Origin of the sequence: endosymbiont of Lamellibrachia barhami (assembly GCF_011947365.2) — a bacterium.
GTDB lineage: Bacteria > Pseudomonadota > Gammaproteobacteria > Chromatiales > Chromatiaceae > QGON01.
In genome coordinates, this window is record NZ_JAAVSH020000001.1 from 2,848,453 (window position 1) to 2,862,651 (window position 14,199).

Consider the following 14,199-nt stretch of genomic DNA (forward strand, 5'->3'; position numbering starts at 1 on the left):
TTGATGTACTTCGTTCAGTTACGTATTGCTCAACGATTTCAGTATGGCGTGGTCGAGGAAGTCGACTACGAAAAGAGTCGTCTGAAAGTTTCTGTATTGATATTTGGCCGTTCCACCCCGGTGGATCTGGAGTTCGGGCAGGTAGAGAAGGGTTAATCGGGTCCCTTGGTCCAGTGGACCAAGGAAACCCGATTAACGACCGGGCAGGATGCCCGGGCCGGGGGTAAGAAAGAGCTCCCGAGTTGCGCCATGGACGGCGAGAAGTATTTGGCTTACGAAGCCGCAAATCAGCCTTGAGCAAAAAGAGACTTCTGCTTTAAGGCTCAATTTGATTGGGGAGTTCGGGTAACCAGTCCCAAACGTTTGCACCCACAGTGAGGTAAATCATGGCTAAGAAGATCGAGGCTTTTATCAAGCTTCAGGTTCCCGCAGGGGAAGGGAACCCGAGTCCGCCGGTTGGTCCCGCCCTGGGACAGCATGGTGTGAACATCATGGAGTTCTGCAAGGCGTTTAACGCCAAGACCCAGAGTATGGAGAAGGGGATGCCCATCCCAGTGGTGATCACGGTCTATGCAGATCGTTCCTTCACCTTTATCACCAAAACACCGCCGGCATCCGTGTTGCTGAAAAAGGCAGCAGGCTTGAGCAAAGGCAGTTCCACTCCGAATACTGTCAAGGTGGGTACGGTGACCCGTGCACAGCTTGAGGAGATAGCCACTGCCAAGATGGCCGATCTGACTGCGGCGGATATGGACGCGGCAGTACGAACCATCGCCGGTAGCGCCCGTCAAATGGGTCTCGATGTGGAAGGGGTGGAGTAAGTCATGACTAAGTTGAGCAAACGCGCGAAGGCGATTCGCGAAAAGGTTGAGTTCGGCAAGCTGTATGCTGCGGAAGAGGCTTTCAGTCTGCTGAAAGAGGTCTCTTCGGTGAAGTTTTCTGAGGCGGTCGATGTCAGCATCAACCTCGGCGTCGACCCCCGTAAGTCGGATCAGGTTGTACGTGGCTCCTCCGTATTGCCTCATGGCACGGGCAAGACCGTTCGTGTGGCGGTTTTCGCTCAAGGTGCGAACGCAGATGCGGCTACCGAAGCGGGCGCCGATATTGTGGGTTTTGAAGACCTTGCCGCCGACGTGAAAGCAGGCAAGATGGACTTCGATGTGGTTATCGCGAGTCCGGACGCAATGCGCGTTGTGGGCCAGTTGGGCCAGATCCTGGGTCCCCGTGGTCTGATGCCAAACCCGAAAGTGGGCACGGTTACGCCGAATGTGGCAGCAGCGGTGAAAAACGCCAAAACAGGTCAGGTGCGCTATCGTACCGACAAGGCCGGAATCATCCACTGCTCCATCGGCAAGATTGATTTCGAGCCGCAGAAACTCAAAGAGAATCTGGAGTTTCTGCTGGTGGACTTGGTCAAGGCCAAGCCCAGCGCAGCAAAGGGCGTCTACTTGAAGAAAATTACCGCCTCCACGACCATGGGTCCGGGATTGGTGGTCGATCAGGCGACCCTTTCCATTTAAGTTTTGCATGGCCGGCGACTTTATAGTCGCCAGGTCGATGCACAAAAAGGCTTTGGGGCACCGGTTGTAGACCGGCGCCGTCAAAGACCGCAGGCGTCTCCATTCGTGGAGGCTTAATATTCGCCCGCGCAGACGGTGCACCCCGAATCAGGATTTTTCCTGAAGACGGTGCACGTTGGGATTCGATACCGATCGATGGTATCGGAAGTGTAAACAGGGGCGGATATTCCGCTCCTCGTTGTCAATGAGGTGACGACTTTGGCACTCAATCTCGAGCAGAAGAAAGCCATCGTCGCCGAAGTCAGTGACGTTGCAAGCAGTGCACTTTCCGCTGTAGCCGCTGAGTACCGGGGATTGACCGTAGAGCAGATGACCGTGTTGCGCCGTGAAGCGCGCAACAATGGCGTCTATCTTCGTGTGGTCAAGAACTCCCTGGCCAAGCGAGCAGTGGAAGGCACCGAATTTGCCTGCATGGCAGAAGGTTTTACGGGTCCTTTGATCCTTGCCTTCTCGCAGGAAGATCCGGGTGCTGCGGCACGCGTCATTAAGGACTTTGCCAAGGGGCACGAGCAGCTCGTGGTGAAGTTGGTTTCCATCGGCGGCAAGTTGCTGCAGCCGACGGATATCGACGCACTCGCGAAACTGCCGACTTACGACCAGTCTATCAGCATGCTGATGGCGGTTATGAAGGCTCCGGTGGAGAAGCTGGCACGCACCATGAAAGAGGTGCCTGGCAAGCTGGTCCGGACTGTGGCGGCAATCAAAGACGCCAAAGAGGCGGCTTGATTCGGTTTTTTGTTTTAATCATTTACGTGCAATTTAACATTCAGGAGTTAACCAATGGCCGTATCCAAAGAAGATATCCTTGAGGCTATTGCCGAGATGTCCGTAATGGACGTTGTCGAGCTGATCGAGGCTATGGAAGAGAAGTTCGGTGTGACCGCCGCTGCTGCTGTTGCAGCTGCCCCCGCCGCTGGTGGTGGTGAAGCCGCTGCTGTAGAAGAGCAGACCGAATTTGATGTCGTAATGACCTCTTTCGGTGCCAACAAGATCTCTGTCATCAAGGCTGTTCGCAGCCTCACTGGCCTGGGTCTGAAGGAAGCGAAGGCCGCTGTTGAAGGTGTACCTTCTGCCATGAAGGAAGCGGTTTCCAAGGACGAGGCTGAAGAGGCCAAGAAGCTGCTTGAAGAGGCAGGCGCCGAAGTCGAGATCAAATAATTCTGTTCTCGACTGTCTGCAAGCAGTCATGGTCAGGGCTGGTGGCGTAACGTCACCGGCCCTTTCCCGCTTGTATGAAGTGAGGTCCATTTGGAGGGCCTCGACAGGATGTCGAATTAAACGAATTTTCGAGGTCCGGCCGGATGCCGGACTCTACAACGAACGCTTGAATCACCAAGCCTTTGACACTGAGGGACGGCAGCATGGCCTATTCTTTCACCGAGAAAAAGCGTATTCGTAAAGATTTTGGTAAGCGCCCCAGTATTCTGGATGTGCCCTTTTTGCTTGCGACACAGATCAACTCATACCGCAGTTTTCTGCAGGACGGCGTACCCGTCGCTGCGCGCAAAGATGCTGGCCTGCACGCAGCATTCAAGTCGGTACTGCCGATCACCAGTTATTCTGGTAACGCTATACTCGAATATGTGAGCTATCGTCTCGGCGAGCCCGTCTTTGATGTACGTGAGTGCCAGCTGCGGGGCACGACCTATGCAGCACCACTGCGTGTATTGGTGCGACTGGTTATCTATGACAAGGAGGCTCCTGCGGGCTCCAAGGTCGTTAAGGATATCCGTGAGCAAGAGGTCTACATGGGCGAACTGCCGCTCATGACCGACACCGGCACCTTTGTGATCAATGGTACCGAGCGTGTCATCGTCTCGCAGCTGCATCGTTCACCCGGTGTCTTCTTTGACCATGATAAAGGCAAGACGCACTCTTCCGGAAAGCTGCTCTTTTCCGCAAGGGTAATCCCCTATCGTGGTTCCTGGCTCGACTTCGAATTCGATCCCAAGGACAACGTCTTTGTGCGTATCGATCGCCGCCGCAAGCTGCCGGCGACCATTCTGTTGCGTGCTCTGGGTTACGACACTGACAAGATTCTCGAGATGTTTTTCGAGACCGACAGCTTTTCCATGACCAAGCGCACCCTGAAGGTGAATTTGGTGCCGGAGCGTCTGCGTGGCGAGGTCGTGACTTTCGATATCAAGAACGGTGACGAGGTGATTGTTGAGGCGGGCCGCCGCATCACTGCACGTCACATTCGTCAGTTGGAAAAGGCTGGCGTCAAGAAGGTTGATGTACCCCGCGAGTATCTCTACGGTAAGGTGTTGGCGCACAGCATCGTGGACAAAGAGACCGGCGAGCTGCTTGCTGAGCCGAATGCCGAGCTGACTGAAGAGCTGGTCGGCCTTCTCACGGAGAAAGGCGTGAAGAAGTTCGCGACGATCTTCACCAACGATCTCGATCACGGTCCCTTCCTCTCCGATACCCTGCGTATCGACGCCACCACCAATGAGTTGGAGGCGCAGGTAGAGATCTACCGCATGATGCGCCCAGGTGAGCCACCTACCAAAGATGCCGCCCAGAACCTGTTCAAAAACCTGTTTTTTACTTCCGACCGCTACGATCTTTCGGCGGTAGGTCGAATGAAATTCAATCGACGCCTCAGACGCGAAGACGAGGTCGGCGAGGGTATACTCTCAAAAGAGGATATTGTCGATGTCCTCATAGAGCTGATCGATATTCGTAACGGCAACGGCATAGTAGACGATATTGATCACCTGGGAAATCGTCGCATTCGCTGCGTCGGTGAGATGGCGGAAAACCAGTTCCGCGTTGGTCTGGTGCGCGTCGAGCGCGCTGTGAAGGAGCGCCTGACCCAGGCGGAGTCAGAAGGCTTGATGCCCCAGGAGTTGATCAATGCCAAGCCGGTCTCCGCCGCCATCAAAGAGTTCTTTGGTTCAAGCCAGCTCTCTCAGTTCATGGATCAGAACAACCCGCTCTCCGAGATCACTCACAAGCGGCGTGTCTCGGCCCTCGGTCCGGGCGGTCTGGCCCGTGAACGTGCGGGTTTCGAGGTGCGTGACGTACACCCGACCCACTATGGCCGGGTCTGTCCCATCGAGACCCCTGAAGGCCCTAATATCGGTCTGATCAACTCGCTGGCGGTCTACTCCCGCACCAACCGTTTCGGTTTCCTCGAAACGCCTTACCGCAAGGTGACGGACAGTAAGGTAACGGATCAGATCGATTACCTCTCCGCGATCGAAGAGGGACGCTATGTCATCGCCCAGGCAAGTGCCTCGACAGATGCCGATGGCAAACTGACCGATGAGCTGATCTCCTCCAGGTTCCAGAATGAGTTCACCCTCTCCACGCCGGAGAAGGTGGAATACATCGATGTGTCGCCGAAACAGATTGTTTCAGTGGCAGCCTCCATGATCCCGTTCCTGGAACATGATGACGCCAACCGCGCCCTGATGGGGTCCAATATGCAGCGTCAGGCCGTGCCGGTTCTGCGGGCCGAAAAGCCTCTGGTGGGTACCGGTATGGAGCGCACTGTGGCGGTGGACTCCGGAGTGACCGTGGTAGCCAGTCGTGGTGGTGAAATCGAATCCGTCGATGCCGCCCGTATCGGTGTATCAACGATGATGATATCGAAGTGAGCCGGTACACTACAACCCGGACCCGGCACAACTGATCCACAACCAGAATACTCCGTATCAATCAGCGGTTGCTGACTATGGTGACGTCATTTGCGCGCGGCGACGTAAAAGCGTTGGCTGACGGCCCTCCGGCCGACATGGGTGAGCTGGCGCGCTGGCCAGAACCTTGGTGTATCGCCTTCGCGCCCTGAACGGTTAACTTTGAGGTGATTCCATCCTCACTGAGCGGGTGGCCGAGGAGGACTGTTTACTCACCATATCGAAGAGATGACCCGGTAACGCGATACAAAAGCTGGGTCAAGAGATCAAATGGGGATATTCCGAATGTTGGTGAGTCCGCGCTTCCAAACCGATGAGTCCGGTATTGTCTGGTCGGCGCCGAGGGTGAAAGAGGGGTATTATCCAGGGCAAGGTCACGCCGCTATGAAACCAGCTCGCTGAAGTAGCAGTTGTTAAGCGCCAGCCTTTAGTAGAAGGCTTCCGATGTAAAGAGGATACCCCACCGCGTCAGGCGTTGTCGGAACGGCTGTATCGATGTCCAGGTCTTCACCCGCGACGTTGATAAGGATGCCCGTGCCGCAAGATCGAAGATGTCGAGATGGATCGTGTGCGCAAGATTTGAACCGACCAATCGCGGCATTATGAAGACGATACCTTCCAGCGTGTCGAGAAGATGCTGTTGGCAAAGATTGCGGATGGCGTCCAGGGGGCACGGGCGTCTCCATGACCAAGCGCACCCTGAAGGTGAATTTGGTGCCGGAGCGTCTGCGTGGCGAGGTCGTGACTTTCGATATCAAGAACGGTGACGAGGTGATTGTTGAGGCGGGTCGCCGCATCACTGCGCGTTATATTCGTCAGTTGGAAAAGGCTGGCGTCAAGAAGATTGATGTACCCCGCGAGTATCTCTACGGTAAGGTGTTGGCGCATAGCATCGTGGACAAAGAGACCGGCGAGCTGCTTGCTGAGCCGAATACCGAGCTGACTGAAGAGCTGGTCGACATTCTCACCGAGAAAGGCGTGAAGAAGTTCGCGACGATCTTCACCAACGATCTCGATCACGGTCCCTTCCTCTCCAATACCCTGCGTATCGACGCCACAACCAATGAGTTGGAGGCGCAGGTAGAGATCTACCGCATGATGCGTCCGGGTGAGCCCCCTACCAAAGATGCCGCCCAGAACCTGTTCAAAAACCTGTTTTTTACTTCCGACCGCTACGATCTTTCTGCGGTAGGCCGAATGAAATTCAATCGACGCCTCAGACGCGAAGACGAGGTCGGCGAGGGTATACTCTCAAAAGAGGATATTGTCGATGTCCTCATAGAGCTGATCGATATTCGCAACGGCAACGGCATAGTAGACGATATTGACCACCTGGGAAATCGTCGCATTCGCTGCGTCGGTGAGATGGCGGAAAACCAGTTCCGCGTTGGTCTGGTGCGTGTCGAGCGCGCTGTGAAGGAGCGCCTGACCCAGGCGGAGTCAGAAGGCTTGATGCCCCAGGAGTTGATCAATGCCAAGCCGGTCTCCGCAGCCATCAAAGAGTTCTTTGGTTCAAGCCAGCTCTCCCAGTTCATGGATCAGAACAACCCGCTCTCCGAGATCACTCACAAGCGGCGTGTCTCGGCCCTCGGTCCGGGCGGTCTTGCCCGTGAACGTGCGGGTTTCGAGGTGCGTGACGTACACCCGACCCACTACGGCCGGGTCTGTCCCATCGAGACCCCTGAAGGCCCTAATATCGGTCTGATCAACTCTCTGGCGGTCTACTCCCGCACCAACCGTTTCGGTTTCCTCGAAACGCCTTACCGCAAGGTGACGGACAGTAAGGTAACGGATCAGATCGATTATCTCTCCGCGATTGAAGAGGGACGCTATGTCATCGCCCAGGCAAGTGCCTCGACAGATGCCGATGGAAAACTGACCGATGAGCTGATCTCCTCCAGGTTCCAGAATGAGTTCACCCTCTCCACGCCTGATAAAGTGGAATACATCGATGTGTCGCCGAAACAGATTGTTTCGGTGGCAGCCTCCATGATCCCGTTCCTGGAGCATGATGATGCCAACCGCGCCCTGATGGGTTCCAACATGCAGCGCCAGGCCGTGCCTACCCTGCGGGCCGAAAAGCCTCTGGTGGGTACTGGCATGGAGCGCACCGTGGCGGTGGACTCCGGCGTGACCGTGGTAGCCAGTCGTGGTGGTGAAATCGAATCGGTGGATGCCGCCCGTATCGTGGTGCGGGTCAACGATGATGAGACGGAAGCGGGCGAGCCAGGTGTGGATATCTACAACCTGACCAAGTACACCCGATCCAACCAGAATACTTGTATCAATCAGCGGCCACTGACGAAAGTAGGTGACGTCATCGCGTGCGGCGACGTGCTGGCTGACGGCCCCTCCACCGACATGGGTGAGCTGGCGCTGGGCCAGAACCTGCGCATCGCCTTCATGCCCTGGAACGGTTATAACTTTGAGGATTCCATCCTCATCTCCGAGCGGGTGGTCGAGGAGGATCGTTTTACCTCCATTCATATCGAAGAGATGACCTGCATGGCCCGCGATACAAAGCTGGGCTCGGAAGAGATCACCGGGGATATTCCGAATGTTGGTGAGTCCGCGCTCTCCAAACTCGATGAGTCCGGTATTGTCTATATCGGCGCCGAGGTGAAAGAGGGTGACATCCTGGTGGGCAAGGTCACGCCAAAGGGCGAAACCCAGCTCACTCCGGAAGAGAAGTTGTTGCGCGCTATCTTTGGTGAGAAGGCTTCCGATGTAAAGGATACCTCTCTGCGCATCAAGTCAGGCGTTGTCGGAACGGTCATCGATGTCCAGGTCTTCACCCGCGACGGTGTTGATAAGGATGCCCGTGCGTTGCAGATCGAAGATGTCGAGATGGATCGTGTGCGCAAGGATTTGAACGACCAACTGCGCATTATGGAAGACGATACCTTCCAGCGTGTCGAGAAGATGCTGGTTGGCAAGATTGCGGATGGCGGTCCAGGGGGCATCAAGGCCGGTGGCAAGATCACCAAGGCCTACCTCGCCGACCTGGAGCGTGACAAGTGGTTGGAGATCCGTCTGCGTAAAGAGGAGGCTGCCACTCAGTTGGAAGCCATCGCGGCCCAGATCAAACAGCAACGCGAGGCGTTCCGCGAAAAGTTCGAGGAGAAGAAGCGCAAGCTGACCTCGGGTGACGACCTCGCGCCCGGTGTGCTCAAAATGGTAAAGGTCTATGTGGCGGTGAAGCGCCGCGTCCAGCCGGGCGACAAGATGGCCGGCCGCCATGGTAACAAGGGTGTCATCTCCATGATCGTGCCGGTTGAGGATATGCCTTTTGACGAGTATGGCGAACCGGTGGATATCGTACTCAACCCGCTCGGTGTACCCTCACGTATGAATGTGGGACAGGTGCTGGAGACCCATCTGGGTTTTGCCGCCAAAGGTGTTGGGCGCAAAATTGGTGCGATGTTACAGGCCAATTCGGCGGTTGCGGAGCTACGGAGCTTTCTTGACAAGGTCTATAACACCAGTGGCAAGTCGGAAGATCTCGACTCCCTCAACGACGACGAGGTGATCGAGCTGTGCAGGAATCTGCGCGGCGGTGTGCCTATGGCGACCCCGGTCTTCGATGGCGCCGATGAGTCCGAGATCAAGCGCATGCTGAAGCTGGGTGGACTCTCCGATACCGGTCAGTGCTCTCTCTTTGATGGGCGCACTGGAGAGAAGTTCGAGCGCCCTGTGACCGTGGGCTACATGTATATGCTGAAACTGAACCACCTGGTCGACGACAAGATGCATGCCCGCTCCACTGGCCCCTACAGCCTGGTTACCCAACAGCCGTTGGGTGGTAAGGCGCAGTTCGGTGGTCAGCGCTTCGGTGAGATGGAGGTCTGGGCGCTGGAGGCGTATGGCGCTGCCTACACCCTGCAGGAGATGCTCACCGTCAAGTCGGACGACGTCAACGGACGTACCCGTATGTACAAAAACATCGTCGATGGTGACCATCGCATGGAGGCCGGTATGCCCGAGTCCTTCAACGTGTTGGTCAAGGAGATTCGCTCTCTTGCCATCAATATCGAATTGGAACAGGAATAAAGGGGAGACAGTACCTTGAAAGATCTTCTGAACATTCTGAAGCAACAGGGACAGTCCGAGGAATTCGATGCGATTCGCATCGGTCTGGCATCCCCCGACATGATTCGCTCCTGGTCCTACGGCGAGGTAAAGAAGCCTGAGACCATCAACTACCGTACCTTCAAACCGGAACGGGATGGCCTCTTCTGCGCCAAGATCTTTGGCCCTACCAGTGACTACGAGTGTCTCTGTGGCAAATACAAACGCCTCAAGCATCGTGGCGTGGTTTGCGAGAAGTGCGGCGTTGAAGTGACGCTGGCCAAGGTGCGCCGCGAGCGCATGGGCCACATCGAGCTGGCCAGCCCAGTGGCGCACATCTGGTTTCTGAAATCTCTGCCTTCGCGCATTGGTCTGTTACTGGACATGACCCTGCGTTCCATTGAGCGGGTACTCTATTTCGAGTCCTTCGTAGTGGTCGACCCGGGCATGACGCCCCTGGAGCGCAACCAGATGCTCACCGATGAGCAGTATCTGGAGGCGATCGAGGAGAATGGTGATGAATTCGACGCCCGCATGGGGGCCGAGGCTGTCTACGAGCTGTTGAAAAGCATCGATATCCCGGAGGAGATCAAGCGCCTGCGTGAGGATATCGAAGGCACCAACTCCGAAACCAAGATCAAGAAGTTCACCAAACGGCTGAAGCTGCTGGATTCACTGAATAATTCCGGCAACCGTCCGGAGTGGATGGTGATGACCGTGCTGCCGGTATTGCCGCCGGAGCTGCGGCCCCTGGTACCTTTGGATGGCGGTCGTTTCGCCACCTCCGATCTGAATGATCTCTACCGCCGGGTGATCAACCGCAACAACCGCCTCAAGCGCCTGTTGGATCTCAACGCGCCGGATATTATCGTGCGCAACGAGAAGCGCATGTTGCAGGAGGCGGTGGATGCACTGCTGGACAATGGTCGGCGTGGGCGCGCCATTACCGGCACCAACCGTCGTCCGCTGAAGTCTCTGGCCGACATGATCAAGGGCAAGCAGGGCCGCTTCCGGCAGAATCTGTTGGGTAAGCGTGTCGACTACTCCGGCCGTTCCGTTATCGTTGTTGGCCCGACCCTGAAACTGCATCAGTGCGGTCTGCCGAAGAAGATGGCGCTGGAGCTGTTCAAGCCTTTCATCTTCTCCAAGCTGCAACTGCGTGGTCTGGCCACGACCATCAAGGCGGCCAAGAAACTGGTGGAACGTGGTACCGTTGAGGTTTGGGATATCCTCGAAGAGGTTATCCGCGAGCATCCGGTGATGCTCAACCGCGCGCCGACCCTGCATCGCCTTGGCATCCAGGCCTTTGAGCCTGTGTTGATCGAGGGTAAGGCGATTCAGCTCCATCCGTTGGTCTGTACCGCTTTCAACGCCGACTTCGATGGTGACCAGATGGCGGTGCATGTCCCGCTCTCCCTGGAAGCCCAGTTGGAAGCGCGCAGTCTGATGATGGCCACCAACAACATTCTCTCCCCGGCGAATGGCGAGCCGATCATCGTGCCCTCCCAGGATGTGGTGTTGGGTCTCTACTTCATGACCCGTGACCGGATCAACGCCAAGGGTGAAGGTATGGCCTTCTCCGACGTGGCGGAGGCGAAACGTGCCTACGAGTCCGGATACGCTGATATACAGGCGAAGGTTAAGGTTCGCATCCGTGAAGTCATCAAAGGTGACGATGGCTCAATGACGGAGGAGATGCGTGTGGTGGATACCACAATAGGTCGCACCATCGTCTATGAGATCGTGCCGGATGGCCTGCCCTTCTCGCTGGTGGACCAGGCGATGGGTAAAAGGGCGATCTCTAACCTGATCAATGCCTGTTATCGCCGGCTTGGGTTGAAGGATACGGTGGTCTTTGCTGACCAGTTGATGTACATGGGTTTTCGTTATGCCACCCGTGCTGCAGTCTCTTTCTGCTCCAACGACATGGTCGTGCCGGAAGAGAAAGGGGAGATCCTTGCCCGGGCGGAAGCCGAGGTCAAGGAGATCGAAAATCAGTATATCTCCGGTCTTGTCACCAATGGTGAGCGTTACAACAAGGTGGTGGATATCTGGTCGCACACCAACGATCAGGTCGCCAAGGCGATGATGTTGAAGCTGGGCAAGGAGATCGTCAAGGATCGTGACGGTAATGATGTGGAGCAGGACTCCTTCAACTCTGTCTATATGATGGCTGATTCCGGGGCGCGTGGTAGTGCTGCGCAGATTCGTCAGCTTGCCGGTATGCGTGGTCTGATGGCCAAGCCCGACGGCTCCATCATCGAAACGCCCATCACCGCAAACTTTCGTGAAGGTCTTGACGTACTGCAGTACTTCATCTCTACCCATGGCGCTCGCAAGGGTCTTGCAGATACGGCGCTGAAGACTGCAAACTCCGGTTACCTGACTCGCCGCCTGGTTGATGTGGCCCAGGATATGGTGGTGCTGGAAGACGATTGCGGTACCGAAAACGGTCTGTTGATGCAGCCCATCATCGAAGGTGGTGATGTGGTTGAGCCGTTACGTGAACGTATCCTCGGTCGAGTGACAGCGCAGGATGTTCTCAGACCCGGCGCCGATGAGGTGGTCTGTGATGCAGGCACCCTGCTGGATGAGGATTGGGTCGAGCAGCTGGAATCCGCTGGTGTCGACCTGGTGCATGTCCGCTCCGCGATTACCTGCGATGCCAAACAGGGTGTCTGTAAACGGTGTTACGGACGCGATCTGGCCCGAGGTCATGAGGTGAATGAGGGTGAGGCTGTGGGTGTTATTGCTGCCCAGTCGATCGGTGAACCCGGCACTCAGCTTACCATGCGTACCTTCCATATCGGTGGTGCGGCCTCCCGTTCCGCAGCGGTGAACAGTATTCAGGTGAAGGCGGGCGGGACCGCTCATCTACACAACATCAAGACCGTCAAACACAGCGCTGGTCATCTGGTGGCCACCTCCCGTTCCGGTGAGTTGACGGTAGTCGATGATGTGGGCCGTGAGCGTGAGCGCTACAAGGTTCCATACGGTGCTACCTTGCAGGTCGAAGACGGGGTCGCGGTCGAAGGTGGCCAGATTGTCGCCAACTGGGATCCCCATACCCACCCGGTTATAACCGAGGTGGAGGGTACCCTGATATTCGTCGATTTCGTCGATGGCGTGACAGTGCAGAGCAAGGTGGACGAGGTGACCGGCCTCAGCTCGCTGGAGATCATCGATCCCAAGCAGCGTCCCGCTGCCGGTAAGGATATTCGTCCAATGGTGAAACTGGTGGGTGAGGACGGCGAGGATCTGAATATCGCCGGTACCGACATCCCTGCCCACTACTTCCTGCCGGCGTTGGCGGTGGTCAACGTGGAGGATGGTGCCAAGGTCGGTGTGGGTGACGTGGTGGCGCGTATCCCGCAGGAGTCTTCGAAGACTCGTGACATCACGGGTGGTTTGCCCCGCGTGGCTGACCTTTTCGAGGCGCGCAAGCCGAAAGATCCGGCGATTCTCGCCGAAGCGACCGGAACGGTCAGTTTTGGCAAGGACACCAAGGGCAAGCAGCGCCTGGTGATCACCGACGCTGAAGGTGAGCACCATGAGGAACTGATACCCAAGTGGCGTCACGTCAATGTATTCGAGGGCGAGCACGTTGAACGGGGTGAGATGATCTCCGATGGTGAGCTCAATTCCCACGATATCCTCAGGCTGATTGGTGTGACTGAGCTGGCGGAGTACCTGGTGAAGGAGATTCAGGATGTTTATCGTCTCCAGGGCGTGAAGATCAACGACAAGCACATCGAGGTGATTATTCGCCAGATGCTGCGTAAGGTTGAAGTTACCAATGCCGGGGACGGCAGCTTCCTTCGTGGTGAGCAGGCGGAGAAGGCGACCCTGCTTGCGGAGAATGAGCGTCTGCGGGCTGAGGGCAAACATCCGGCGCTCTATGTGCCTCTGCTGCTGGGTATTACCAAGGCCTCTCTGGCTACCGAGTCATTCATCTCTGCGGCCTCTTTCCAGGAGACCACAAGGGTGCTGACGGAAGCGGCGGTTCGAGGGCTCTCTGACTCTCTGAACGGACTCAAGGAGAATGTTATAGTCGGACGCTTGATTCCGGCAGGAACCGGTCTCTCTTACCACAATGAGCGTCGCCGCAAGCGCCAGGAAGAGCTGGCGGAGGCAGACAGCAAAGTGGAACTGGTGGCGGAAGATGTCGAGCAGGCCTTCAAGGAGGCCTTGAACGCGCCAGAGGGGAAGTGATCCCTGAAACATAAGGTGTTGAGATCGGCAGATATCCGGGCAGTTGTAGAGCGCATGGGTATTTGCCGATTTCATAAAGCTTTTCTTGACATCCTTATGTGGCGGGCATAGAATGCGCGCTCTTTGACACACCGGCACTCAGTTGGTCTGTCACTATCTATTGCTCCGTACGGTCCATTACTGGGCAGGTGGAGCAAATGTATTGCCAGAGAAATCGACGCTTATCGGCGCAAGCTTTTGCCTTGCGGCATTCATTAAGTCTTAGCTTCTCTAAATTTTACGTTAGACAAAATCGCGTCCCTGGAGACAGAATAGATGGCAACGATTAACCAGCTGGTGCGTAAGCCCGGAAGCGTAAACCTCAAAAGAGCAATGTACTTGGCGCTCGACGCCTGCCACAAGACGAAGGCGTATGTACCCGTGTGTGTACACGACTACGCCAGAAAAGCCGAACTCGGCACTGCGAAAGGTGCCCGTGTCAGGCTGACAAATGGTTTTGAGGTTACCACCATATCAGTGGTGAGGCCATAACCTCAGGAGCACTCAGTAATTCTGATTCGCGGTGGTCGCGTAAAGGATCTTCCCGGCGTGCGTTATCATGTGGTGCGCGGCAGTCTGGACACCTCAGGTGTCGAGAGTCATAAATCAGGAATCGTTCAAAATTATGGCGCCAGAGCAATACGTAGCCCCCCCGG

At 56.2% G+C, this 14,199-nt stretch carries 6 protein-coding genes and 2 pseudogenes; all 8 read left to right on the forward strand.

The window, feature by feature from the left end:
- Positions 1 to 386 precede the first annotated feature (386 nt).
- A complete protein-coding gene (gene rplK, locus G9Q73_RS12970) occupies positions 387 to 821 on the forward strand; it encodes a 50S ribosomal protein L11 (RefSeq protein WP_177420154.1) in 435 nt (144 codons plus the stop codon).
- A 3-nt stretch (positions 822 to 824) separates the two neighbouring features.
- Positions 825 to 1,520, forward strand: a complete 696-nt coding sequence (rplA, locus tag G9Q73_RS12975; protein ID WP_177420155.1) for a 50S ribosomal protein L1 — start codon at positions 825 to 827, stop codon at positions 1,518 to 1,520.
- 258 nt (positions 1,521 to 1,778) lie between these two features.
- Positions 1,779 to 2,306 carry a 50S ribosomal protein L10 gene (gene rplJ, locus G9Q73_RS12980; protein ID WP_177420156.1) on the forward strand — a complete coding sequence of 176 codons (528 nt, stop codon included), beginning with the start codon at positions 1,779 to 1,781 and terminating at the stop codon, positions 2,304 to 2,306.
- 54 nt (positions 2,307 to 2,360) lie between these two features.
- Positions 2,361 to 2,738, forward strand: a complete 378-nt coding sequence (gene rplL / locus G9Q73_RS12985) for a 50S ribosomal protein L7/L12 (protein ID WP_177420157.1) — start codon at positions 2,361 to 2,363, stop codon at positions 2,736 to 2,738.
- A 203-nt stretch (positions 2,739 to 2,941) separates the two neighbouring features.
- Positions 2,942 to 5,885 (forward strand): annotated as a pseudogene (gene rpoB / locus G9Q73_RS12990) (DNA-directed RNA polymerase subunit beta); the annotation flags it as partial.
- 23 nt (positions 5,886 to 5,908) lie between these two features.
- Positions 5,909 to 9,274, forward strand: coding sequence for a DNA-directed RNA polymerase subunit beta (rpoB, locus tag G9Q73_RS12995; protein WP_369408892.1), 3,366 nt, complete (start codon positions 5,909 to 5,911; stop codon positions 9,272 to 9,274).
- 15 nt (positions 9,275 to 9,289) lie between these two features.
- The gene (gene rpoC, locus G9Q73_RS13000; RefSeq protein ID WP_177420158.1) at positions 9,290 to 13,504 is read left to right on the forward strand and encodes a DNA-directed RNA polymerase subunit beta'; all 4,215 of its coding nucleotides are present in this window, start codon (positions 9,290 to 9,292) and stop codon (positions 13,502 to 13,504) included.
- Positions 13,505 to 13,819: 315 nt separating this feature from the next.
- A pseudogene (gene rpsL, locus G9Q73_RS13005) lies at positions 13,820 to 14,199 on the forward strand (30S ribosomal protein S12); the annotation flags it as partial.